This window comes from Noviherbaspirillum massiliense JC206 (assembly GCF_000312045.1).
GTDB lineage: Bacteria > Pseudomonadota > Gammaproteobacteria > Burkholderiales > Burkholderiaceae_D > Noviherbaspirillum > Noviherbaspirillum massiliense.
The window spans coordinates 852808-876931 of record NZ_HE978634.1; the positions used below are offsets into that span (position 1 = coordinate 852808).

Here is a 24124-nt window from a genome sequence, read left to right on the forward strand (position 1 = left end):
TCCATCAGGCTGGCCTACATGAAACTCGTGCAGCGCCCATCCTCCCATTTAGCCATTTTCCTGTTGTCGGTCGCCCTGCATCTTGGCGTGGCTGCCGCTATTGGTCCGAAGAACGGAATCGCAGGCGGGCAGAGCAGCCGCCCGGAACCTGCGAGCACGATTGCCGTTGAGTTGAAATCATCTGAGAGCCGGGTACTATCCGAAAAGGCGTCGGCCGTGGAATCGGAGAAGACGATTGAGCCGGCGCAGTCGCGCACGACCTTCGAGAACCATAAACACGAATTCGATGAACATGCTGCGGATGCCGAAGACCGGCCGTCAGCGGAGCAGACCCGATTTCAGCGGGAACGTCGAGAAAAGGTGGCTGCGGTTCCGGTTCTGCCAGCATCGGATCTCCGCTATTTCCCGTTGTCTGACTTGACGGAAGCTCCCGTTGTCGTGGAGGACATCCCTTCGGGCAGGACATTGATCCTTCCGGATGTCGCCCCTCCGCCAATAAATGTAAGCCTGCTGATCAACGAGCAGGGAGAGGTGGATGAAGTCGTGATACATGAAACCGCGTTGTCCGAGCTGGCGACGCGTTTCATCACCAATGCTTTCCTGAAGACCAAATTCCGCCCAGGAAAAATAGGCTATGTCGCAGTGAAGAGCGAGCTCAACATCGAAGTCAGGCTGGAAGACCTCGCGGTAATCTCGGTGCAGAAGCCTGTGCCGGTTTATTGAGATCAGGCATTTCAATGCCATGCCTGCGGACTCTTTAATTTGAGCTAATGTGCGGCACGTCATTAAGCCGGCGAAAACTTGGCCCCAATATCGGGGTCTGACTTTCGAGGCCGGCTGGCATGGCGGGAAAGCAGGGCGGCGCAGCATTCAGTATCCCGTTCGTGGCAGCTCCTGTTTCCTTCAATAAGCCTACATCGTGAAGAACACGGTTTGCGCCCGCAGGCGCAAACCTTACATTTCCCAAGGTAAGAGGCATGGCAAACAGAAAAGAACGCGACACTTTCGGCGAGATCGACGTCCCCAGCGACCGCCTGTGGGGCGCGCAAACCCAGCGCTCGCTCCACCATTTCCACATATCCACTGAGCGCATGCCGCAGGAACTGATCTTCGCGCTGGCGATGGTCAAGCGGGCCTGTGCCAGAGTTAACCGCGACCTCGGCCGGCTGAAGGCGGAGAAGGCAGAGGCGATCATCAAGGCGGCGGACGAGGTGCTGGCGGGCCGGCATCCGGATGAGTTTCCGCTGTCCGTGTGGCAAACCGGCTCTGGCACGCAGAGCAACATGAACATGAATGAAGTGCTGGCCAACCGCGCTTCGGAATTGCTGGGCGGGCCGCGCGGGCAGGGGCGGCTGATTCATCCAAATGACGACGTCAACATGGGCCAGTCATCGAATGATGTCTTCCCGACGGCGATGCATGTAGCGGCTGCAATCGCCGTGCAGAAGCATCTCGCTCCGCCCTTGCAGGCATTGCGCTCTACGCTGGAGGGCAAGGCGCGGGCCTTCGACGATGTCGTGAAGATCGGGCGCACGCATTTGCAGGATGCCACGCCTTTGACGCTCGGCCAGGAATTTTCGGGTTATGCCGCGCAGCTCGGCCATGCCGAATCCCTGGTTGCGGCTTGCGTGCCCATGCTGTGCGAGCTGGCCATCGGGGGGACGGCAGTCGGAACCGGGCTGAATACGCATCCGGAATTCGGCGACCGGGTGGCAGCCGAACTGGCGAAGGATGCCGGCCTGCCGTTCAGGAGCGCTGCCAACAAGTTCGCCGCATTGGCCGGCCATGAGGCACTGGTGGCAGCGCACGGCACGATGAAGACGCTGGCTGCCGCACTCATGAAGATTGCGAACGACGTGCGCTGGCTGGCTTCCGGCCCGCGGTCGGGGCTGGGGGAGATCAGCATTCCGGAAAACGAGCCCGGAAGCTCGATTATGCCGGGCAAGGTCAATCCGACCCAGTGCGAAGCACTGACCATGCTGTGCTGCCAGGTTTTCGGCAATGACGTGGCGATCAACATCGGCGGGGCCTCCGGCAATTTCGAGCTGAATGTCTTCAAGCCCCTGATCGCGCATGGCTTCCTGCAAAGCGCGCGCCTGCTGGCCGACGGCATGAAGAGCTTCGACGAGCATTGCGCGCGCGGCATCGAGGCGAACCGGGAACGGATTGCCGAACTGATGGCCCGTTCGCTGATGCTGGTGACGGCGCTGGCGCCGCACATCGGCTATGACCGCGCCGCGCAGATTGCGAAGAAGGCGCACAAGGAAGGCAGCACGCTGAAGCAGGCGGCGCTGGACCTCGGTTATGTCAGCGATGCCGATTTCGACCGCTGGGTGCGGCCGGAGGAGATGACGCATCCGGAAGGCGACGCCGGGGGTGCCGACTGAAGGGCTTCAGGATGAGCGCGACGAAGCCGGCTGACGCTTTCCGAAGGATTGCATGATCTGTTTGCGCAGCCAGACATTGGCCGGGTCCTTGTCGACGTTGGCATGCCAGTACAGGAACACATCCAGCGGCGGCAGTTCGATCGGAAAGTCGAGGATCTGGTTGTCGAATTGTCGGCTCGCTACCTGCGCGTAACGGCCCGGCATGGTCAGGATCAGGTCGGTCTGGCTCACCACGCGGCAGGCGGCGAAGTAATGCTGGCAGCGCAGGCGGATGCGCCGCTGCAGGCCGAAGCGGCTCAATTCGAAATCTTCCAGCCCCGGCCCGCGGCGGCGCGAGCTTGCCAGGATGTGATCCTGCTGCAGGTAGGTGTCGAGGTCGATCGAGCCATGGATGGCGGGATGGCCTTTGCGCGCCACGACTACGATGGTGTCCTGCCCGATGCGCGTGCGATGGATGTCGTTGGACAGTGCAAGCAGGACGTCGATTGCGCCATCCAAAGTTCCCGCCGCCAGTTCGCTTTCCAGTTCGCGCCTGTCCACCTGGCTTGCGGTAATGCCGGCCTGAGGTGCCGCCTTGCGCACGCGCTGCATGAGCGGCGGCAGGATGGTCGCTTCCAGCACATCGCGCAGCGCGAGGTTGAACTGCTTGGTGGTGGTTGCGGGGTCGAAGCGCTCCAGTCCGGTGAGCGTGACTTCCAGGCCGCGCAGGGAACGGCGCACCGGTTCGATCATGCTGCGCGCCAGTGGCGTCGACACCATCGCATGGCCTTGCCGGACGAACAGCGGGTCCTTGAACATTTCGCGCAGGCGCGCCAGGGCATGGCTGATGGCGGGCTGAGTCAGGTTCAGCTTCTGGCTGGCGCGCGTGACGCTGCCCTCGGTATAGATCGCCTCGAACACGATGAAAAGATTCAGGTCGACGCGCGATATATGCATGAGACTTATTGACGCTGATTCCGATTATTCATTTGATCGATTCTATGCGGGCCGGTAAGCTTTGGGCAAGCCAAGAAAAAATCTTACGCATCCTCCATGGGCCAAATCTATCTGATCCGCCACGGGCAGGCATCCTTCGGCAGTGCGAATTACGACCAGTTGTCCGACCTCGGCCAGGAGCAGGCGCGCCTGCTCGGCGAATGGTTTGCCAATTGCAAGCAGGAATTTCATCGGGTCGTCGTCGGCGGCATGCAGCGCCACCGGCAAACGGCGGAAGCCTGCCTTGCCGGGCTGGCGCATGCAGCGCCTGCCAATAGCGAATGGGTCACCGATCCCGGTTTCAATGAATATGACCACCACGAGGTACTGGTGCGCTATCGGCCGGAATTCGATGATCCGGTAGCCGCCAGGCGATTTTTTGTAGAAACCAAGAATCCTCGCCAGGCTTTCCAGGAGATTTTCCAGGCGGCGATGGCGCGCTGGATGAGCGGCGAACACGATGCGGATTACAGCGAGCCCTGGCCGCATTTCCGCCAGCGCTGCGTCGCCGCGCTCGAACGCCTGGTGTCATCTCCGGGGCAGTCGCAATCGATCGCGGTGTTTACCTCCGGCGGTACCATCGCCACCCTGTGCCAGCACCTGCTCGGCCTGCAGGACAGGCAGGTGGCGGACCTCAACTGGATGCTCGTCAACAGCGCTGTGACCAAGCTCCTGTACCGTCCGGGCAGGGTCACTCTCAGTTACCTGAACAATTATTCCCACCTGGAGTGGCTCGGGCAGCCGCATACCATTACCTATCGATAGAGGACCATCATGTCAGCTACCAATCTGTTCGATTTGACCGGCAAGGTCGCGCTGGTGACCGGCGCCAGCCGCGGCATCGGGGAATCCATTGCCAAGGCCCTGGCTGCTTACGGCGCCCATGTGATCGTATCCAGCCGCAAGGCGGAAGCCTGTGAAACCGTGGTCGCCGCGATCAAGGCCGCGGGCGGCTCGGCGGAAGCGCGTGCCTGCCATATCGGCGAGCTGGCGCAGATCGAAGCGCTGTTCCAGGCGATCGAGAGTACCCACGGCCGCCTCGACATCCTGGTCAACAATGCGGCGACCAATCCCTACTTCGGGCCTATCCTCGACACCGACCTGTCTTCCTTCCAGAAGACGCTCGACGTAAACATCCGCGGCTATTTCTACAGCTCGGTCCATGGCGCGAAGCTGATGGCGAAAAACGGCGGGGGCAGCATCATCAATGTCGCCTCGGTCAACGGCGTCATTCCGGGCGACGGGCAGGGCATCTATTCGATCACCAAGGCAGCGGTGATTTCGATGACGCAGGCCTTCGCCAAGGAATGCGCGGGGTCGGGTGTGCGCGTCAATGCACTCCTTCCGGGCGCGACCGATACCAAGTTCGCCGCCGCGCTGGTGCAGAACGAAGCAGTGCTGAAACGGCTGATGCCGCATGTGCCGATGCGGCGTGTCGCGCAGCCCGGCGAAATGGCGGGCGCGGTGCTCTATCTCGCGTCGAACGCGGCGAGCTATACCACCGGCACCTGCATCAACGTCGACGGCGGCTACCTGATCGGCTGAGCGGCTTTCAAGCTTGCGGGGAGGCAGAACCATGCATGATCAGGCGGAGAGGCTGAAGCAGGCGGTACTCGCAATGCCGATGGCGAAATCGCTCGGCCTGCAATTCCTTGACATCGGTGCAGGCACGGTGGAGCTTGAAATCCCTTATCGGGATGAGCTGAGCTTTCGTCCCGGGCAGTTACAGGCGACGGCGATTTTTGCGGCGGCCGACTTTGCTGCGGTCGCGGCTGCGGGAACCCTGCTGCCACCAGGCTGGATCAATGCCAGCATCGATTGCACGCTCAAGATTGTCGGCCCTGCCAATGGCGACAAGCTGCTTGCGCGCGGGCGGGTGGTCAGCCCGGGCAAATTGATCACGGTGTGCGCCGCCGAGGTTTATTCGGTGCGGGGCGGGCAGGAAACCCTGTGCGCGAGCGCGCTGGCGACGGCGCGCAACATCGAGCCGGTGACGCACTGAGGCTTGCGGCCAGAGATTTTTTACGAAAACTGCGCATGGCGCGCATCAAGACGGAGCAAACATGGATTTCCAGTACAGTCCCAGAGTCAAGGAGTTGCAAGCCCGCCTGAATGCCTTCATGGACGAGCATGTCTATCCGAACGAAGCCCGCTTTCACGCCGAAATCGAGGAAAACCGGAAGAAGGGCGATGCCTGGGTGCCGACCATGGTGATGGAAGAGCTGAAGGAAAAGGCGCGTGCCGCAGGGCTGTGGAACCTGTTCCTGCCGGAGTCGGAACACGGCGCCGGGCTGACTAACCTCGAATATGCGCCGCTATGCGAGATCATGGGCCGCGCCGGTTGGGCGGCGGAAGTCTTCAATTGCAGTGCGCCGGATACCGGCAACATGGAAGTGCTGGCCCGTTATGGCACGCCGGAACAGCAGGAACAATGGCTCAAGCCGCTGCTGGAAGGAAAGATCCGCTCCTGCTTCGCCATGACCGAACCGGCGGTGGCGTCCTCGGATGCGACCAACATCGAAAGCCGCATTGAACTTGACGGCGACCACTACGTGATCAACGGCCGCAAGTGGTGGTCGTCCGGCGCAGGCGATCCGCGCTGCAAGGTCTTCATCTTCATGGGCAAGAGCGATCCCGACAATCCGAACAAGCACAAGCAGCAATCGATGATCATCGTGCCGCGTGACACACCGGGCGTACGCGTCGTGCGGCATCTGCCGGTGCTCGGCTTCGACGATGCGCCGCATGGCCATGCCGAGATCGTGTTCGAGAATGTGCGGGTGCCGGCTTCCAACATGCTGCTCGGGGAAGGGTGCGGCTTCGAAATCGCCCAGGGCCGGCTCGGGCCGGGACGCATCCACCACTGCATGCGCCTGATCGGGCTGGCCGAGCGCGCCCTGGAAAAGATGTGCCAGCGCACCATGAATCGCGTCGCTTTCGGCAAGCCGATCGCGGAACAGACCGTCACCCTGGAACGCATCGCCAATGCCCGTATCCTGATCGATCAGGCACGCTTCCTGGTCCTGAATGCGGCGCAGATGATGGATACCGTCGGCAACAAGGCTGCCCTCAAGGAAATCGGCATGATCAAGGTGGCGGCGCCCAATATGGCGTGCCAGGTGATCGACTGGGCCATCCAGGCGCACGGCGGCGGCGGCATGGCCGATGAATTCCTGGCGCATGCCTATGCAAGCGCACGCTCCCTGCGCCTTGCCGACGGCCCGGATGAAGTCCATCGCAACCAGGTCGGCAAGCTGGAACTGGCGAAGTACAGGCAGACGCCGAAGCCGCATTGAAGACCAGCCTTGCCGGCATCCGGCGGGGAAAACCGATGCGGGATGGAGGCGGCCGACCGCAGCCTGGCTGCCTCCATCCGGTTTGGCTTGGTGCAATGCGAGGTCAGGCGATGAAGGAGCGGGGCTCCATTCCTTGTGGATCCACAGATGAGGCGAAGGGTATCGCCGTCCGCCGTACCCGACAATGCGCATGCGGCACCCTGAATCGATGTCATTTTTCCAAGTGTGCCTACGCAATATCCCGCATGTTTTTGCCCGTTTTTCTACTTTAGACTAATCGCGCCGATCATATTGCGGCTAAGATTCAGTTAGTCCGGCTATTCGTGCCGGCTTGAATCTACCCGTTCCTCAAGCTGTTTCGAAATAAATCTAAAGGAGACCAACATGCGATTTGGAATTTTGCGCCGTCTTTTGGCTGTGGCAGGCGTATCCCTGCTGGCTGCAGCCCCGGTTCATGCTCAGCAACAATTCGTCAACATCCTCACCGGCGGCACCAGCGGCGTGTATTACCCCATGGGCGTTGCTCTGTCCCAGATCTATAGCAAGATGCTCCCGGATGCAAAGGTTTCGGTGCAGGCGACCAAGGCGTCGGCCGAGAACCTGAACCTGCTCCAGAGCGGCCGCGGCGAACTCGCATTCACGCTGGGCGACTCCCTCTCGGACGCATGGAAAGGTTCGGAGGAAGCCGGTTTCAAGGCCCCGCTGAAAAAGCTGCGCGGTGTGGCCGGCATCTACCCGAACTACATCCAGATCGTTGCTTCGGCTGACTCCGGCATCAAGACCCTGGCCGACCTCAAGGGCAAGCGTATCTCGGTTGGCGCACCCAAGTCCGGCACCGAACTGAATGCCCGTGCGATTTTCAAGGCCGCAGGCATGGGCTACAAGGATTTTGCCAAGGTCGAATACCTGCCCTTCGGCGAATCGGTGGAACTGATGAAGAACCGCCAGCTCGACGCGACCTTGCAGTCGGCCGGCCTGGGTGTTTCTTCCCTGCGCGACCTCGCGTCGTCGGTCAGGATCGTGGTGGTGCCGATTCCTGCGGAAGTTGTCAAGAAGGTCGGCGACGCGGCTTACCAGTCGGCCACTATCCCTGCCAATACTTATGAGGGCCAGACGGCCGATGTGCAGACTGCCGCAGTGCAGAACTTCCTTGTGACGCATCAAGGCGTGCCGGCGGATACCGTCTACAAAATGACCAAGGCGATCTTCGAGAACAAGGACCAGCTGCTTGCTGCCCATGCTGCGGCAAAGGCCATCAATAAGGAAACTGCAGCGCAGAACATGCCGGTGCCTTTGCATCCCGGGGCAGAAAAGTACTATCGCGAAGCCGGCCTGCTCAAGTAAGGCATCAGGAACTCGCACCGATGGAAGGCTGAGCGCCTTCCATCGCAGCTACTTTTAGGAACACGTCATGTCTACTATCGATCTGCACGCCCATCCCCAGGGCAAAACTCCCTCACCCGAAGAATTTCAGGAACACGGCGTACAACGCCAGCTGGCCGGCCTGTCGCTGAAAGTTCTGTTTGCGGCGGCGCTGGCATTCTCGGTCTACCAGCTCATCGTTGCCGCTTTCCACCCGCTTTCCAGCCTCGTGATCCGCTCGCTGCACGTAGGCTTCCTGCTGATGCTGTGCTTCCTGCTGTATCCCGCAGTCAAGCGCGGCACTCATACCAGCATTCCCTGGTATGACTGGCTGCTCGCCGCAGGCGCCTTCGCCATGGGCACTTACCACTGGATTTTCGAAGCCGATCTGATCCAGCGCGCTGGGGACCCCACCACGGCCGATCTGGTGGTCGGCACCATCGCGGTAGTGATGGTGTTCGAAGCCGTGCGCCGGGTAATGGGCCTTGCGCTGCCGCTGGTGTGCGGCGCTTTCCTGCTGTACGGCTTGTTCGGACAATACCTGCCGGGCGCGCTCGCGCATCGCGGCTACGACTACGGCCAGATCATCGACCAGCTGTTCACCGGAAGCGAAGGCATTTTCGGCACTCCGACCATGGTGTCGGCGACCTACATCTTCCTGTTCATCCTGTTCGGGGCTTTCCTTGAACATGCCGGGATGATCAACCTGTTCAATTCCCTGGCGCTGGGCCTGGTCGGCCATGCCAAGGGCGGTCCGGCCAAGGTCGCGGTGATTTCCTCCGGCTTCATGGGCACGATTTCGGGTTCCGGCGTGGCCAACGTGCTGACGGTCGGCCAGTTCACCATTCCCCTGATGAAGCGCTTCGGCTACAGCGGCGTGTTTGCCGGCGCAGTGGAAGCCACCTCGTCCATGGGCGGGCAGATCATGCCGCCGGTGATGGGCGCCGTCGCCTTCATCATGGCCGAGACGCTCAACGTGCCTTATGTCGACATCGTCAAGGCGGCGGCAATTCCGGCCATCCTGTACTACCTGACCGCATTCTGGATGGTCCACCTGGAAGCCGGCCGTGCCGGACTGTCCGGCCTGCCCAAGGATCAAATCCCGAATCCCTGGCGCGCGCTCAAGGCGAACTGGCACCTGATCCTGCCGCTGGCCGCGCTGGTGGCCATGCTGTTTCACGGCTTCACGCCGATGTTCGCCGGCCTGACCGGACTCGCACTGACCGCGATCCTGATCCTCGGCGCTGCAGTGGCAGCCGGATTGTCGAAGCAGGCGTTCCGCTATGTGTTCTGGGTCGCCCTTGGTCTGGCAGCCGCGACCTTCCTCCAGTGGGGCATCTATTCGATCCTTGCGATCATCGCGCTGCTGGTGGCGGCCTGCTTCGTCGTCCAGGGCGGCCGGGAAACCCTGCGCTCCATGAAGATGAGCCTGATCGATGGCGCCAAGCAGGCCTTGCCGGTCGGGCTGGCCTGCGCGATCGTCGGCGTGATCATCGGCGTGCTGACCCTGACAGGTGCGGCATCCAGTTTCGCCGGCTTCATCCTCGATGTCGGAGCGAAGAGCCTGTTCCTGTCGCTGTTCCTGACCATGATCGTCTGCCTGGTGCTGGGCATGGGCATCCCCACCATTCCGAACTACATCATCACGAGTTCGATCGCGGCGCCGGCCTTGCTCAATCTGGGCGTGCCGCTCATCGTCAGCCACATGTTCGTGTTCTATTTCGGGATCATGGCTGACCTTACCCCGCCGGTCGCGCTGGCCGCCTTTGCAGCGTCCTCCATCGCCAAGGAATCGCCGATGAAGATCGGCTTCAAGGCAACCCAGATTGCGATTGCCGGCTTCGTGATTCCCTACATGGCGGTCTACGATCCCGCCTTGATGCTGCAAGGCGACTGGACGGTGCTGGCAGTGGCTTACGTGGTGTTCAAGACTGTGCTTGCCATCATCCTGTGGGGTGCCACTGCAGTCGGCTACCTGTGGACGCCGCTCAAGGTGTACGAGCGCATTTTCACCGGCGTGTCGGCCCTGCTGCTGGTGGCAGCGGTGCCCATCACCGATGAAATCGGCTTTGCGATGGCAGCGCTGTTCTTTGCCTGGCAGTTCGTGCGGAAACGCCGGCTGGCGGTGGCGGCGTGATCGGGATCTGCCTTGTGGCAGCGGCATTTTCACTGCCGCTGCCGCATGCGCAATTCACCCTGGCCTGGAACCATTCCATCGAAAAGATCCGCTGGGAAGAGGATTACCGGGTCGCCGGCGACAGGCTTCGACTGGTCGAAGCCCGTATCCGCGGCAGTGGCGCCGGAATGGAGCCGCCGGAAGGAGCGGTGCTGAAAGACGGTGCCTGGCATTACGTTCCGCCCCTGCCGCCGCTCGAACGCCTGCGCCTGACGCGCTCTCCCTATGTTCCGGATTACACGCTGTGCTGGGACAACACATGCCGGCCGCTGACTGCATTGGTCGGGCCTGTCGAAAACGCTCCCTTGCTTGAAGTGGCGCCGTGCGAAATTCCGCAGGAATGACCAGCCGGAACGACAATCGCTAGGCGCATGCCAGGATCCGCCTGTTCTGTCGAATCAGGCCGAAAGCCGTGCGGGAAGCAGCAGCTGCCACGCACGCACATGCACGCTGCAGTGCTTTCACATCAAGCGGAAAATCAAAGGGAAGAACAGAAGGGCGGGAGAAAATTGTAGTGCAGGAGCCTGCTGAATCCGGCTTCCTGCACTACCGATGCGTATTTCACGCTGAGTCGGTGCTGGACCGACGGTGTAGTGTGTTTTAACGGGGCGTGCCACGCCGCAGCAGGTTGACGATCGCCAGCAGCACGACGGCGCCCAGGAAGGATACCAGCAGCGATCCGATGCTGAAATCATTCTGGTTGATCGTGCCGGTGCCGAACAGCGGTGCCAGCAACCATCCGCCTAATAGCGCACCAACGATGCCGACGATGATGTTGAGGAAAAGCCCCTGCTGCGCATCAGTCCGCATCACCATGCTCGCAAGCCACCCGAGAATACCGCCAACTACAATCCAAATAATGAAATTCATACTGACCTCCAATATATGTTGATAAACTGGCTAGCTGATAGACTGGCTGAGTATGAAATGGTTCATCACCGTTTTTTCTGCCGGGACATCATCAGCATGTGCCGGCAATCTTCCAGCTCCTGCTTCCCTTTCCATATCCCGCATCGCGCAAACCCTCGCATGCATGTACAGAGCCGTACGAAGTCTTGCTGCGCAGGCTAACGGCGCGCCGGCGCAGTCAGGCAGCGTCATTGCGTGCATGCCTGTTCTGATCCGCGGCGGCTGCGTCATCGCGCAAAGGGAGCGGTGAAAAACCTTCTTCATCTTCTACCAGGACGGTTGCATCCTTCCTGGACCTGGTCAGATCTCTGGCATAGGCATAGGCATCCTCCTTGTCGTCAAACGACGCAAATGGTTGTTCAAACCCCTTTTCCGATACATCCCATCTCCCATTGATACCCGGCGATATGCAGATCACCAATTCATCCAACTGATCATCTCGCCGATCGAATTCCATTTCTCTCATCCCTTCGTGAACATATCCATGAGCGTCGTCGACTCCACGCAGCAAGGATGCCGCGGCGCGCGTGCGAATACATGCGTCATGCATGTTCCTGTACGTTCTGCCAGGTGCTCAACTATTCCCTGCGCTGCACCCGTATTTGCGCCTGACTCATGAAGCATCGGCCTTCCGGGGACGCCGCTGAAACCAGCCGTTGAAGACCGGCCTTTGCCTCTCATTGCAACGCGAGCAGCTTTCTCGCACGCATGCCGTTCTTGTTTCCCATCAACAGCGCGTGTTGGACAGACAGCTTGCACGACGAAAAACATCCTGCAATTCTTGTGCCTATTCGCACCCCGCAAAAATTCCCCTGTGGCGGGGTCGCCAGATGTGTAAGGCCGTCCTTGACTCGGGAAAAGATTGCAAGGCATGCCCGCAAAGAAGTAAGAGTTACAAGCAGGACGGGGAAGCCATGGAAAAGAGAATGAAATGCAAGTGAACTGCCGGCGTGTTCAGTGGGGTCCCGTCACGAGGAATGCTTTGCGTCAATGGGACATCAGTACGGGGATCGTCGCTTCTTCCAGCACGGTACGCGTGACGCCGCCGAGCAGTATTTCGCGAAAGCGCGAATGACCATAGCCACCCATGATCAGCAGGTCGCATTCGTCTTCGGCGGCAAGCGACAGCAGGGCGGCACCGATGCCGGTATCGGTTTCCTTCTGTTTCACTTCAACCTGGATGCCATGCCGGGCCAGATAGGGCACGATACCGGAGCCCGGATCCGTACCCTGCATCTGCGGCTGCGCTTGCGGATTGAATACCGCAGCCTCCACCACCTGCGCCCGGCGCAACAGCGGAATGGCATTGGTAATTGCCCTCGTTGCCGGCATGCTGGCATCCCATGCAATCAGCACCCGCCGGCCTATGCTTTCACATCGGCCCGAGCAGGGGACGATCAGCACCGGCCGTCCGGAATTCAATACGACATACTGTGGAAAGTCCGGCATCACCACGGCCGAAGGGTGCTCCGGGTCGAGCTGGCCGATCACCACCAGGTCGCAGTAGCGTGCCTGGAGGCAAATCCCGCCCCCCGCTTCATCATCCACCAGCCGCTTTTCGAATGACGGTATGCCGATCTTTCTTGCGGTCGCTTCGAAGCGTTCCAGCCCGAGCCTGGCCTGGCATCGCAGCATGTCGAGATGGGCGGCAAGATGCGGCGTGGGCGCGGACGAAAGCGTGGACTGCTGCAGGAAGCGCGATACGCCGGTGGTGGCCGTGCCGATGAGGTGGGCATTTTCCGTCATGGCGACCGCGGCAGCGATCTTGATGCGTTCGATGGCATGCTCGGATTCGTCCACATGCACCAGGATGGTTTTATAGGACATTTCATACTCCTCGAGCTGCAGTGCGCATCAAGATAATTAGTTCAACCATAGACGGAACGGAAAGCGGCCGCCGAGGCATGCATGCAGGATTTGATTGGAGTCAAACAAGGAAGGTCTTCCTGCCGGCTGGCTTCGCTTCGTTTCCATAAGCCGCAGCCGATGTGTTCGTGCATCATCTGCTATTGCGCTGCGGAGATATCTTGGAGCGTTGAATACGGTTTGGGTTCTGTCCCCTTGATTTAGCGACACCTTTACATAGAATGAAAGTCTGCAACATCAATGCCGGCACTGTCTCGCTTGCGTCAACTTGCCGTCCGCCGGCATGCTCCAATCTGGCTGGCAATCGGGCCGGAATTTATTGACGCAACGATAGCGCTGGCCGATTCGCGGCCGGGCCAAATGAACAGGCATTTACCGTGGCCAATGTCACATTCCGCTTTTATGCAGAACTGAACGATTTTCTGGCGCCGGGCCTGCGACAGCGCAGCTTTCCCCATAGCTCTGCAGACAATGCGAGCGTCAAGCACATGATCGAAGCCCTCGGCGTCCCGCATACCGAAGTCGAGCTGATCCTGGTCAATGGAAGGCCGGTCGATTTCTCGCGCCGGCTGGAAGAAGGGGAAAGGGTGAGCGTCTATCCCCACTTCGGCATGTTCGACATTACGCCATTGATGAACCTGCGCCGGCCGCCTGCCCGCGGCTGCCGCTTCATTGCCGATGCGCATCTGGGACAACTTGCGAAAAACCTGCGCATGCTTGGCTTCGATGTGCTGTATCGCAATGACTACAGCGATGCCGAAATCGCCCGCATTGCCGCCAGCGAAGACCGCATCGTGCTGACGCGGGATCGTGATTTGCTGATCAGAAAAGAAATCATCCACGGTTGCTATCTGCATGCGGTCGCATGCGATGAACAGCTGGTGGAGGTGATCAGCCGTTTCAACCTGGCTCAGGCAGCCCGTGCGTTCAGCCGCTGCCTGACCTGCAATGGCGAATTGCACAGCATCGACAAGAGCAGGGTGGCCGACCGGGTGCCGCAGCACAGCCGGCAGGTCTATGAGCGCTTCTTCGAGTGCAAGGGATGCGCCCAGGTATATTGGGAAGGTTCGCATGTCGACCGCATGCGCGACCGGGTGGCGCAGATGCTGGAACTTGGCACACCGCCCGCTTCAGATGAAGAAACCGGATAGTGCGTCATTGCAGGAGGAAATGAATTCCCGGCCATTCTCCGCGGCATGCGAACGCAACAAGGAGCCGATCCTCGCCATCCTGCGCGAGATGCTGGCGGACAAGACACGGGTACTGGAAATCGGCAGCGGCACCGGCCAGCATGCGGTCCATTTCGCGCGATACTTGCCGCACATGCTCTGGCAGACGAGCGACCTGCCAGGCAATCATCCGGGCATCCTTGCCTGGATGGAAGCAGAGCCATTGTGCAATGTGCTGCCGCCACTTGCGCTCGACATGAATGATCCTTCCTGGCCGGCTGGGCCGTATGACGCCGTCTTCACCGCCAATACCTGCCACATCATGTCCTGGCAACAAGTACAGGCAATGTTTCGCGGCATTGGCCGCATTCTGGCAAAAGACGGCGTGCTGTGCATCTACGGCCCTTTCAATTATCGGGGACGATTCACCAGCGCCAGCAATGCCCGCTTCGATGCCATGCTGAAAGAGCAGGCACCGCACATGGGCATCCGCGACATGGAAGCGGTGAATGAGCTGGCGCGCGAACAAGGCCTGGCAATGCTGTCCGATTTCGAGATGCCGGCAAACAATCGTCTGCTGGTGTGGCGCCGTTGCTGATTCGGCTGGTACTCGGCTTGGATTGAGAGAGCTCAACGCGTCCGAAAGTCATATCAGATAAGTTGCCCCTTTATCTCCTACAAGTTACAGGCAAAAAATTGCGCTTAGTAGATCTCACGCTGTTTTACACGGTGGAGAGCGGCGGCATCCGAACTTACCTCACTTCCAAGGCGCGCTGGCTGGCCAGACATACGCGCGTCGAGCACATCATCGTCGGGCCGTCCCTCATCGATGCCCAGGCAGAGCCGGCATTTGTTTCCGTGCCAAGCGTGCCGGTGCCTTATGCGCCGGGTTACCGCATGCCCTTGTCGACACGCCTTGCCGCGCAAAAGGTTGCCCGCCTCAAGCCCGACCTGATCGAAGTCGGTGATCCTTATCAGTTCGCCTGGACGGCATTGCGGGTCAAGCGCAAGCTCGACATACCAGTGCTTGCCTTTTGTCATTCAGACCTGCCGCGTCTGATCGCGCATCGTTTCGGCACCGTTGCGCAGCCGATCGCCGCCGATTATCTGGCGCGGCTGTACCGGCGCTTCGATCTGGTGCTGGCGCCGAGCAAGGCGATGATGCAGCGCCTGCAGGAGCTTGGCATCGAGAATGTCGAGTATCAGCCGCTGGGCGTGGACACCGAAACGTTTTCGCCGCGGCAGCGTGATCCGCAGCTGCGGGACAGGCTGGGCATACCGGAAGGAGCGCGTCTGCTGGTGTTCGCAGGCCGGTTTACCCGCGAGAAAAATTTGCCGCTGCTGCTGGAAGCCGTGCGGCGGCTTGGCCCTCCCTACCATCTTCTGATGGTGGGATGCGGGGCCGACTTCCCGCCGCAGGAGAGAGTGAGTTATTTGCCTTTCCAGTCCGACCAGGCGGCGCTGGCATCGGTGCTGGCCAGCTGTGATTTGCTGGTGCATCCGGGAGACCGGGAGACATTCGGGCTGATCGTGCTGGAAGCAATGGCAAGCGGCATTCCGGTGGTTGGTACCGCCGCCGGCGGAGTGCGGGAGCTGGTCGATCCCGACACCGGCGTGCTGGTGGAGCCCGGCAGCGCCGACAAGCTGGCAGAAGGCATTATCCACGCATTCGAAATGGACTGTGCAGCGCTCGGCGCGGCCGCGCGCCGCAGGGCCGTGGAAAAGTTTTCCTGGGAATCCATCTTTCCGCAACTGCTTGGCCACTACAACAGCTTGCTGGCCGCCTATCAGCAGGTGCAGCCCGATCTGGGAACTTCCTATGTCCCGGACTGAGCTGGCGCCTGCCTTGTGCGTGTCGATCCACGATGTCGCCCCAGCGACCTGGCCGCAATGCGAACTGCTGCTGCAAGCCATCCACGCCGTGGCCGACGTGCCGGTGACGCTGCTGGTGGTGCCGCATTACCACCGGCTGCCGACCGGCGATGGCAGCCACTATCATCGCTTACTGGAGGGCCGGCTCGTGCGGGGCGACGAACTGGCGCTGCATGGCTACACCCACCTCGATGAAGCGCAGCGGCCGCGCGGCCTGGCCGAGCGCTTCACGCGACAGGTCTATACCCGCAGCGAAGGCGAATTCCTGGCAATCGACCAGGCCGAGGCGCGGCGTCGGCTGGAAGCCGGGCTGGCGTGGTTCGCTGAACGCGGATGGCCGGTGGAAGGCTTTGTCGCGCCCGCCTGGCTGCTCGGCCCGGATGCCTGGCGGGCTCTGACCGAATTTTCCTTTCGTTACACGACGACCCTGCGCCGCTTTTACCTATTGCCGGAGCGGGAAGCCATGCCCACCCAAAGCCTGGTCTACACCGTCGGCAGCGCCTGGCGCCGCGGCATGTCGCTGGGCTGGAATACGTTCTTGTGCGGAGCCTTGCGTAATACGCCGCTGGTGCGCCTGAGCCTGCATCCGGCAGATGCCGACCATCCGCGCATCGTGCGGCATTTCCAGGTTCTGCTCGAAAGGCTGCTGCCATCGCGGAAGGCGATGACGAAAGCGGCCTTCGCCCGCCTCTGGGCTGCGAGCCTGCAGCAGGAAGGACAAGCTAATGCAGCTGGTCCGACTGCTGAAGCAATTGGCCGAAGCGGTCGGCATTGACCGGCCCGCTGAAATAATAGCCTTGCACGCTGTCGCAGCGATGCCGGTACAGGAAATCGACCTGTTCCTGGGTTTCCGCACCTTCCGCGATCACGCTGCAATCCAGGTCGTGCGCCAGGTCGATGATGGCGCGAGCGACAGCTTCATCGCCACGGTTGCCGGGAATGCCTTGCACGAAGGAGCGGTCGATCTTCATGGCACGGATAGGGAAGCGCTTCAGGTAGGCCAGGGACGAATAGCCGATCCCGAAATCGTCCATGGCCACGCTGACGCCGATATCGTGCAGGGCGGTCAGCGTGGCGACCGCCTTTTCCGGATTTGTCATCACTGCACGCTCTGTAATCTCCAGTTCCAGGTACGCCGGGTCGAGACCGGTTTCATCCAGGATGGCGCGCACGGTCTCGACCAGGCGGTCGCTGGCAAGCTGCCTCGCCGACAGGTTCACGGCGACTTTCAGTCGCATGGCGCTGGCCTGCTGCCATTGCCTGTTCTGCAGGCAGGCTTCCCGTATCGTCCAGTCTCCGATGGCATTGATGAGACCGGTTTCTTCGGCCAGCGGGATGAATTGTTCCGGCGGAACGAATCCCTTTGCCGGATGCTGCCAGCGCAGCAGCGCTTCCATTCCCGTGATTTTCCTGGTCCGCACATCGAACTTCGGCTGGTAATGCAGCGACAGCTGCTGCCGCGCGACGGCATGGCGCAGTGCATGCTCAAGGTTCAGGCGTTCCGTCGTGTGCAGGTTCATTTCGGAAGAAAAATACTGATAGCCGTTGCGTCCCATTTGCTTGGCGCGGTACATCGCGATGTCCGCCTTTTTCAGCAGCGTCGTCGCATCCTTTCCATCGTCGGGAAAACAGCTGATGCCGATACTGGTACTCGTGACAAGCGGCTTGGTATCGCGCATGAAGGGCAGGGCGATCGCGGCAAGGATTTTCTCGGCGATCACGCCGCCGCGCAGCGGTTCGTCCACGTTCTCGACCAGCACCACGAATTCGTCGCCGCCCAGGCGCGCCACCGTGTCCGATTCGCGCAGGATGCTTTGCAGGCGGTGCGCGGTTTCCTTCAGGACGAGGTCGCCCACCGCATGCCCAAGCGTATCGTTGATTTCCTTGAAGCGGTCGAGGTCGAGGAACAATACCTCGAGGGAGCGTCCCGGCCGCTCGGCGATGGTCAGTGCGTGATTGAGTCGCTGATGGAACAGGGCGCGGTTCGGCAGGCCGGTGAGCGAGTCGTAATGGGCGAGATAGGCGAGCTGCTCGGCACTTCTCTTGCGCTCGGTGATGTCGCGCATCATCCGAAGTACCGCCGGCCGGCCCTTGTGCATGAAGGACGAGCTGTTGATGTCGACATCGACAGTGCTGCCATCGACCCTGACCAGCTTTTCCTCTGTCCTGGAAACCTTGCCGCCTTTCCCCAGGATGGCGAGTCTTTCCCGCTCCTGTTGATGGAAGTCGGGATGGAGGAAGTCGAATACCGCCTTGCCGACGATCTGCCCGGCATTGTCCGCACCCAGGAGGGCGATCGCCGCCGGATTGGCGAAGCTGAATACCTGGTCCTGCTGGACGAGGATGGCATCCGGGGACAACTCCACTACCAGCCGATAGCGCTCCTCGGCCTCGCGCAATGACGCTTCCGCCATCTTGGCTTCGGTGATGTCCTGGGTGCTGCCGAAAATGCGAACGATGCGTCCGCTCTCGTCTTTCTCCGCAAAACCGCGGGCGGCAACGATCTTGCTTCCCCCCGAGGGTAAACCGATACGATGTTCGGTGCTGAAGGGAAGGCCGGTCCGCCGGGCCTGCTCCATCGTTTCACGCACGCGCTCCCGGTCGTCCTCGTGCACCAGCTGCCAGTAGCTGGAAAGCCTGGGCTCGAATTCGCCCTTTTGCACGCCATAGATCCGGTACAGTTCGTCCGACCAGGTGATGTCGTCTGAATCCAGGTCATGACTCCAGCTGCCGATCTGCGCCAAGCGCTGGGCTTCAGCCAGCTGTCTCCCCCGGTAGGCCAGCTCCCGCTCGATCCGCTTGCGTTCCTCGATGTCGCGCGTGAGCTCATGGGTCCGCTCCTGCACCCGGTGCTCCAGCTGGTCCCGTTCCGACTTCAGCGTTTCTTCCGCATCGCCCAGTTGACACAGCAGGCTGGCCAGAAAAAGGCCCAGCTTGCTGACGGTTACCACATAAGCCAGCAGCAGGAGAATGGTGAGATTGAAGTCGCCTATGGCGAAAGGGCCGCTTCCCCGGGAGGTATGCCAGACAGCGATGGCGCACAGGATGCCGGCGGTCCAGGTGACGCCGGGCAGGCTGAACCTGAAGGCTGCCCAGATGACGAGTGGGATCGGTACATAGGCCAGCGGCCAGCGTCCCATGGCACCGCCGAACACGACGTGGGTGAGCACGGACAGAAACAGGCCGAAGCCGATCGCTTCAAGGCTGCGCAATGTCGTCCAGTCAGCGACCACTTTCGTACTGCGCCCGAGCAGGAGCGGCGTGATGATGATCATCACGACTGCGTCGCCGAGCCACCAGGTCAGCCAGCTGAGCGTCATCCCGGCGGCGCCGAGGCGGTCGGCATGCTCCAGCGTCGTGACGCCGATCGATGCGGCGAGCATGCTGCCGAGGACGGCAATGCTGACGAATTTGGCGGTTTCCTCCGAACGGGTAAAGTCGAGCGGTGTGCGCAGCAGGCGCCGCATGAGAAATGTGGCAACACAGGCTTCGAGTGCGTTGCCGATGCCGATCAGCGATGCCGCATAAAACGGAATGGAAGAAAGATAGTTGGCAAGCGTGGCGCCCAGCCAGACGGCGGGTGCCATTTTCATTCCCCACATGAGGCAGGCACACAGCGCGAGTGCAGCGGGCGGCCAGAACGCGCTCGCCACCCCGGGAGGCGTAACGAAATGTACGGAAAACCGGGTGAGCAGGTAATAAGCGCAAAAGACCAGCAGCAATTTGACCAGTTCGGGCAAGCCGCGGCGCGAGAGGTCCACCCCCGCACGGGCGCCTGCTTGACTCAGCAACGTATCAATCAGCCCCATGGCGGGCGTCCCCCAAAACGGTTGTAATTGTTTTCTTTACTCTGCCAGCGCCATGATGGCTTTGTTTGCAAAGGATCAAACAGTGTTGCGAATTGTCACCGCGCCTGGCGCGTGCCATGTCCACGCCATGTCCATGCCGGAAGGGCAGTGGTTCTGCGCGACAGTCTTGTCCCATATACATGGGAGAAAATCGACTTTCCCGAATCCTCACCGGGAGAAAATTCGCGCCGTCCTTCCTCGGCCATCCCGGCTTTCTCCGGAGTTATAAAGATCATCAAAAAAATGTATGATGGAACGATTGCAACTGGCTGGCCGAACGCAGGCATGGCCGCTTCCACAAGATGCGGTCACAATCAATCAAGAAGAGCAGGGGGAGAATCCAGATGGCGACACCATCATCCATGCGCAGTCATGCAAGCGAGGAGACGCACTCCGCTTTCGCCGGCTACCGGTCAGTTGCTCCTGCATGGCAGGCTTGTGCAAGATGAGGCTGGAAGTACTGGGGTGCGCCGGCGGCATCGGCGGGCAGCAGCGGTTCACGACCTGCCTGCTGATCGACCATGACATCCTGCTCGACGCCGGCACCGGGATCGCGGCCCTGGGCGTCAATCAGCTGGCTGCGATCGACCATGTCTTTCTCTCGCATTCCCATCTCGATCACGTAGCGGGTCTGGCCCTGCTGGCTGACGCGGTCAATGGCAAACGGAAGTCGCCGATTACCGTGCACGCCACTCAACAGGTCATAGACGCGCTCAGGACCCATCTTTTCAACTGGGTTCTGTGGCCCGATTTCGCCGCCATTCCGAACGCCGACCATCCGGTATTGCGCTGGCAGCCCCTGGAGCCCGGCATCGCCCTGGACCTGGCTGGACGGCAGATTACGGCCCATCGAGTCAATCACATTGCAGGATCCGTCGCCTATGCGGCATGTTCGACGGAATCGGGATTCCTGTTCACCGGCGACATGGGTTCGACGCCGCCATTGTGGGATGTACTCGCGCGCGACCGGCGGCTTTCCCGGGTGATCGTCGATTGCTCCTTCCCGGACGCCGAATCGCAGCTCGCTGCATTGTCCCGCCATTTCTGCCCGCGCTCCCTGCTGGAGGACATCGCTGCCCTGCCGGCTTCCATTGAATTCCTGATCTATCACCTCAAGCCGGGGCAGGAGGACAGGATCATGCAGGAGCTGAACGTCGCGGGTGGAAGCCGCAGCTTCCATGCCCTGAAATGTGGCGACGTCTTTTCCTTCTGATGCAGGCCGGCGGCTGCACGCTGCGGTTGCGATAGCGCCGGGCAGAACAAAACGGATCACTGAGAAAGTCGACAGTTCATGAATCTCGACCATACTGAAGTCGCGCAGAGGCTGGAGCAGCTCACGGAATTGAGCGTGCTGCTCAGCACCAGTCACGACATTCCACTGCTGCTCGAGAAAATCCTCAATGTGGCCAAGGCCATGACTCACGCGGACGGCGGCACGCTGTATCGTGTCAGTGGCGACAAGAAAAGCCTGTGCTTCCATATTTCGATCAACGATACGCTGGGCCTGCATCAGGGTGGGGCGAACGGGGAATCGATTGCCATTCCCGACATCCCGCTGTTCAATGACAATGGTGAGCCGAACACGAGCGCCATCGCGGCCTACGTCGCCAATACCCGTGCCTCGTCCAATATTGACGATGTGTATGCAGAGGCGGGCGACTTCAATTTTTCCGGGATGCGCAGGTTCGACGAGCGCTTTGGCTACCATTCGCAATCGGTCCTCACCGTCCCGATGCAGGACCATGAGGGCGAGCTGATCGGCGTGCTGCAGCTGATCAATGCCAGGCACCGCCGCTCCGGCGAGATTCATCCCTTTACCGAGACCGACCAGCGCTTCATCGAGGCGCTTGCATCGCAGGCGGCATTCGCCATCACCAACCAGCAGCTGATCGCCCGGCTGGAGGACCTGTTCGAGTCCTTCGTCAAGCTGATCAACCTCTGCATCGATGAAAAATCGCCGCATACCGGACGTCACTGCGAACATGTACCGGCACTGACGATGATGCTGGCCGAAGCGGCGCACAAGACGGAGGCCGGCCCGCTTGCCGCCTTCAGGATGAGTGACCGTGACCGCAAGCAGCTCTGGCTGGCCGGCCTCTTGCATGACTGCGGGAAGATCACCACGCCGGTTCATGTGATGGAAAAGTCGACAAAGCTGGAAACGATCGTCGATCGCATCCATACCATCGATACCCGGTTCGAAGTGCTGAAGCGCGATGCGCAGATCCGTGCCCTTGAAGAAAAGCTTGCAGCCGCCGGCAACCGTGACTGTCATGCTGAAACCCTCATCGACAGCCGCCTCCAGCAGGAGCTGGAACGACTCGACGCCGACCGCGAGTTCCTGCGACGCGCGAACATCGGCGCTGAAAGCATGTCGGCGGAGGACCAGAGCCGCGTTCAAAAAATCGCGCGCTATCGCTGGACTGGTCCGGATGGCAAGGAACAGGCTTTCCTGAACAGGGATGAAGTCACCAATCTCACGGTGCGTGCCGGTACGCTCAATCCCGCGGAAAGAAAGATCATCAACAACCACATCAACGTCACCATTCGCATGCTGGAATCCCTGCCGTGGCCGAAACACCTGCAGAAAGTGCCGGAATATGCAGGCGCGCACCATGAACGAATGGATGGCAAGGGTTACCCGCGCGGCCTGCGCGGCGACCAGATGTCGGTGCAGGCAAGAGCGATGGCGATCGCCGATATCTTTGAGGCGCTGACGGCCCAGGACCGCCCCTACAAGAAGGCGAACACCCTGAGCGAAGCGCTGCGTATCCTCGGTGGCTTCAAGCAGCGCAACCATATCGACCCCGACTTGTTCGACGTATTCATTCGTCAGAAGGTCTATCTCGAGTATGCCCGACGCTTCCTCGACGCGGAGCAGATCGACGCAGTCGACGAAAGCAGAATCCCTGGTTACGTGCCTTGATTTCCGGTTAATGCACGATGTGCAGTGACAAGCGGTGTGCCTTCCACATTATCCGGAAGGTTCTTCATTGCAAAAATATTTTCACTTCTTATCAATAGAGTCTGCGCATAAGGCGGCGTGCAAAAATCGCAAGGCAATTTTTTGCGGCTACCCTAAATTGACTCCCATCCCTGACGTTACTCAGTTGTCGCGGGCATATTTCTGCGACGCTGAGTAAATTGATAACCACGTTTGTCAGGAATAGGTTTGGCTGAGAGCGCAATGAACAACAAGCTGGCCGAAGTGCTTTCCTTCCGGCTTGGAAAAGAGGAATACGGGATCGACATCCTGAAGGTGCAGGAAATCCGCGGCTATGAAGCGGTGACCCGGATTGCCAACGCGCCGGACTATATCAAGGGCGTGATCAACCTGCGCGGGGTGATCGTGCCGATCGTCGACATGCGCATCAAGTTCAATCTCGGCACCCCTACCTATGACCAGTTCACGGTGGTCATCATCCTCAACCTGGGCAGCCGGGTAGTGGGCATGGTGGTCGACAGTGTCTCGGACGTGATCACGCTGACGCCGGAGCAAGTCAAGCCGGCACCGGCCATGGGCACGGCGCTGAACACCGATTATTTGGTGGGGCTGGGCACGATCGACGAGCGCATGCTGATCCTGGTCGACATCGACAAGCTGATGTCGAGCGAGGAGCTGAGCCTGGTCTCGGAACCCGCAATCGCATGAGTATTGGGGCGGTAACAACATATCGTCGCATCAAGCTCGACCACACCGATTAACACTTTGATTTTGGATTCACCATGTTTTTCACGAATATGAAAATCGGCGCGCGCCTTGGATTGGCTTTTGCCGCCGTACTGGTACTGACGGCCATCCTGGCCGTGATCGGCATCGCGAAGCTGCAGGATGTTGCCCGGGCCACCGAAGAGATGGATGTTGCGATCCATAAGGCCCGGCTCAGCGAGAAATGGTACGCAGGGAGTGTGACCAACGATGCGATGACCGAAGCCAGGCTGAGGGCAAGGGATGCCAGCGACGATCAGGCCATCCTTGCCCGGATGAAGGCGAGAAGCGCGGAAATCTCGAAGGTCCAGGAAGAGTTGAAGTCCCTGATCACGACCGAAGAAGGCAAGAAGCTGATCGCCACGATTGCCGACAAGCGCAAGACGTACATGGACATCCGGAACCAGGTCTTTGCGCTCAGGGATAGCGCGGGCACGGACCCGGCGCAGATCAAGGCTTTCGTTGTGAGCAAGATGGCCCCGGCCATGGGGGCATATCACCAATCGATCATGGACCTGGTCACTTGGCAGGATCACATTTTCGCGCAAGCGAAAT

General features: G+C 60.4%; 22 protein-coding genes. 17 read left to right on the plus strand and 5 right to left on the minus strand.

Going from position 1 to position 24124, the window contains the following annotated elements; translation table 11 throughout:
- Positions 1 to 18: 18 nt before the first annotated feature.
- Positions 19 to 723 carry a hypothetical protein gene (locus tag HGHM_RS04360; protein ID WP_019140292.1) on the plus strand — a complete coding sequence of 235 codons (705 nt, stop codon included), beginning with the start codon at positions 19 to 21 and terminating at the stop codon, positions 721 to 723.
- A 254-nt stretch (positions 724 to 977) separates the two neighbouring features.
- Positions 978 to 2387, plus strand: coding sequence for a class II fumarate hydratase (fumC, locus tag HGHM_RS04365; RefSeq protein WP_019140293.1), 1410 nt, complete (start codon positions 978 to 980; stop codon positions 2385 to 2387).
- 6 nt (positions 2388 to 2393) lie between these two features.
- Here fumC and HGHM_RS04370 read toward each other — a convergent pair whose 3' ends face one another.
- A complete protein-coding gene (locus tag HGHM_RS04370) occupies positions 2394 to 3323 on the minus strand; it encodes a LysR family transcriptional regulator (protein ID WP_019140294.1) in 930 nt (309 codons plus the stop codon).
- Between the two features lie 96 nt (positions 3324 to 3419).
- Between HGHM_RS04370 and HGHM_RS04375 the strand changes: the two genes are divergently transcribed.
- From HGHM_RS04375 to HGHM_RS04405, 7 genes are all read left to right on the plus strand, one after another.
- Positions 3420 to 4127: a histidine phosphatase family protein gene (locus HGHM_RS04375; RefSeq protein ID WP_019140295.1), complete on the plus strand. Its 708-nt coding sequence runs from the start codon at positions 3420 to 3422 to the stop codon at positions 4125 to 4127.
- A 9-nt stretch (positions 4128 to 4136) separates the two neighbouring features.
- Positions 4137 to 4907, plus strand: coding sequence for an SDR family oxidoreductase (locus HGHM_RS04380; protein ID WP_019140296.1), 771 nt, complete (start codon positions 4137 to 4139; stop codon positions 4905 to 4907).
- 31 nt (positions 4908 to 4938) lie between these two features.
- Positions 4939 to 5364 carry a PaaI family thioesterase gene (locus HGHM_RS04385; RefSeq protein ID WP_019140297.1) on the plus strand — a complete coding sequence of 142 codons (426 nt, stop codon included), beginning with the start codon at positions 4939 to 4941 and terminating at the stop codon, positions 5362 to 5364.
- Positions 5365 to 5425: 61 nt separating this feature from the next.
- A complete protein-coding gene (locus HGHM_RS04390; protein ID WP_019140298.1) occupies positions 5426 to 6658 on the plus strand; it encodes an acyl-CoA dehydrogenase family protein in 1233 nt (410 codons plus the stop codon).
- Positions 6659 to 7042: 384 nt separating this feature from the next.
- Entirely contained in the window at positions 7043 to 8002 is a 960-nt protein-coding gene (locus HGHM_RS04395; protein WP_019140299.1) for a TAXI family TRAP transporter solute-binding subunit, read from the plus strand.
- 67 nt (positions 8003 to 8069) lie between these two features.
- A complete protein-coding gene (locus tag HGHM_RS04400; RefSeq protein ID WP_019140300.1) occupies positions 8070 to 10157 on the plus strand; it encodes a TRAP transporter permease in 2088 nt (695 codons plus the stop codon).
- 14 nt (positions 10158 to 10171) lie between these two features.
- Positions 10172 to 10540 (plus strand): DUF1850 domain-containing protein, encoded by a 369-nt coding sequence (locus HGHM_RS04405; RefSeq protein WP_245549153.1) that lies wholly within the window; start codon positions 10172 to 10174, stop codon positions 10538 to 10540.
- Between the two features lie 256 nt (positions 10541 to 10796).
- Here HGHM_RS04405 and HGHM_RS04410 read toward each other — a convergent pair whose 3' ends face one another.
- From HGHM_RS04410 to HGHM_RS04420, 3 genes are all read right to left on the minus strand, one after another.
- A complete protein-coding gene (locus HGHM_RS04410) occupies positions 10797 to 11066 on the minus strand; it encodes a GlsB/YeaQ/YmgE family stress response membrane protein (RefSeq protein ID WP_026075691.1) in 270 nt (89 codons plus the stop codon).
- A gap of 217 nt (positions 11067 to 11283) precedes the next feature.
- Complete coding sequence (locus tag HGHM_RS04415) at positions 11284 to 11562, minus strand: DUF2188 domain-containing protein (protein WP_019140303.1); 279 nt, start codon at positions 11560 to 11562, stop codon at positions 11284 to 11286.
- Positions 11563 to 12092: 530 nt separating this feature from the next.
- Entirely contained in the window at positions 12093 to 12932 is an 840-nt protein-coding gene (locus tag HGHM_RS04420; protein WP_019140304.1) for a universal stress protein, read from the minus strand.
- A 416-nt stretch (positions 12933 to 13348) separates the two neighbouring features.
- On the opposite strand from HGHM_RS04420, the gene HGHM_RS04425 reads away from it, so the two are divergent.
- The 4 genes from HGHM_RS04425 to HGHM_RS04440 all read left to right on the plus strand — a co-directional run bounded on the left by HGHM_RS04425 (position 13349) and on the right by HGHM_RS04440 (position 16787).
- Positions 13349 to 14122 carry a Mut7-C RNAse domain-containing protein gene (locus HGHM_RS04425; protein WP_019140305.1) on the plus strand — a complete coding sequence of 258 codons (774 nt, stop codon included), beginning with the start codon at positions 13349 to 13351 and terminating at the stop codon, positions 14120 to 14122.
- Positions 14123 to 14141: 19 nt separating this feature from the next.
- Positions 14142 to 14738, plus strand: coding sequence for a DUF938 domain-containing protein (locus HGHM_RS04430; RefSeq protein ID WP_019140306.1), 597 nt, complete (start codon positions 14142 to 14144; stop codon positions 14736 to 14738).
- A 98-nt stretch (positions 14739 to 14836) separates the two neighbouring features.
- Positions 14837 to 15973 carry a glycosyltransferase family 4 protein gene (locus HGHM_RS04435; RefSeq protein WP_019140307.1) on the plus strand — a complete coding sequence of 379 codons (1137 nt, stop codon included), beginning with the start codon at positions 14837 to 14839 and terminating at the stop codon, positions 15971 to 15973.
- Positions 15960 to 16787: a DUF2334 domain-containing protein gene (locus HGHM_RS04440; RefSeq protein ID WP_019140308.1), complete on the plus strand. Its 828-nt coding sequence runs from the start codon at positions 15960 to 15962 to the stop codon at positions 16785 to 16787. Before HGHM_RS04435 ends, HGHM_RS04440 begins: the two co-directional genes overlap by 14 nt.
- Here HGHM_RS04440 and HGHM_RS22175 read toward each other — a convergent pair.
- Positions 16735 to 19821, minus strand: a complete 3087-nt coding sequence (locus HGHM_RS22175) for a bifunctional diguanylate cyclase/phosphodiesterase (protein WP_019140309.1) — start codon at positions 19819 to 19821, stop codon at positions 16735 to 16737. The two genes, HGHM_RS04440 and HGHM_RS22175, sit on opposite strands and share 53 nt — an antisense overlap.
- A 484-nt stretch (positions 19822 to 20305) precedes the next feature.
- On the opposite strand from HGHM_RS22175, the gene HGHM_RS04450 reads away from it, so the two are divergent.
- The 4 genes from HGHM_RS04450 to HGHM_RS20645 form a co-directional block, all read left to right on the plus strand.
- A complete protein-coding gene (locus tag HGHM_RS04450) occupies positions 20306 to 21073 on the plus strand; it encodes a 3',5'-cyclic-nucleotide phosphodiesterase (protein WP_026075692.1) in 768 nt (255 codons plus the stop codon).
- Positions 21074 to 21151: 78 nt separating this feature from the next.
- Positions 21152 to 22786, plus strand: a complete 1635-nt coding sequence (locus HGHM_RS04455) for an HD family phosphohydrolase (RefSeq protein ID WP_019140311.1) — start codon at positions 21152 to 21154, stop codon at positions 22784 to 22786.
- 261 nt (positions 22787 to 23047) lie between these two features.
- Positions 23048 to 23512 (plus strand): chemotaxis protein CheW, encoded by a 465-nt coding sequence (locus HGHM_RS04460; RefSeq protein ID WP_019140312.1) that lies wholly within the window; start codon positions 23048 to 23050, stop codon positions 23510 to 23512.
- A gap of 74 nt (positions 23513 to 23586) precedes the next feature.
- A partial coding sequence (locus tag HGHM_RS20645; RefSeq protein WP_034348394.1) for an MCP four helix bundle domain-containing protein occupies positions 23587 to 24124 on the plus strand: 538 nt, incomplete at its 3' end.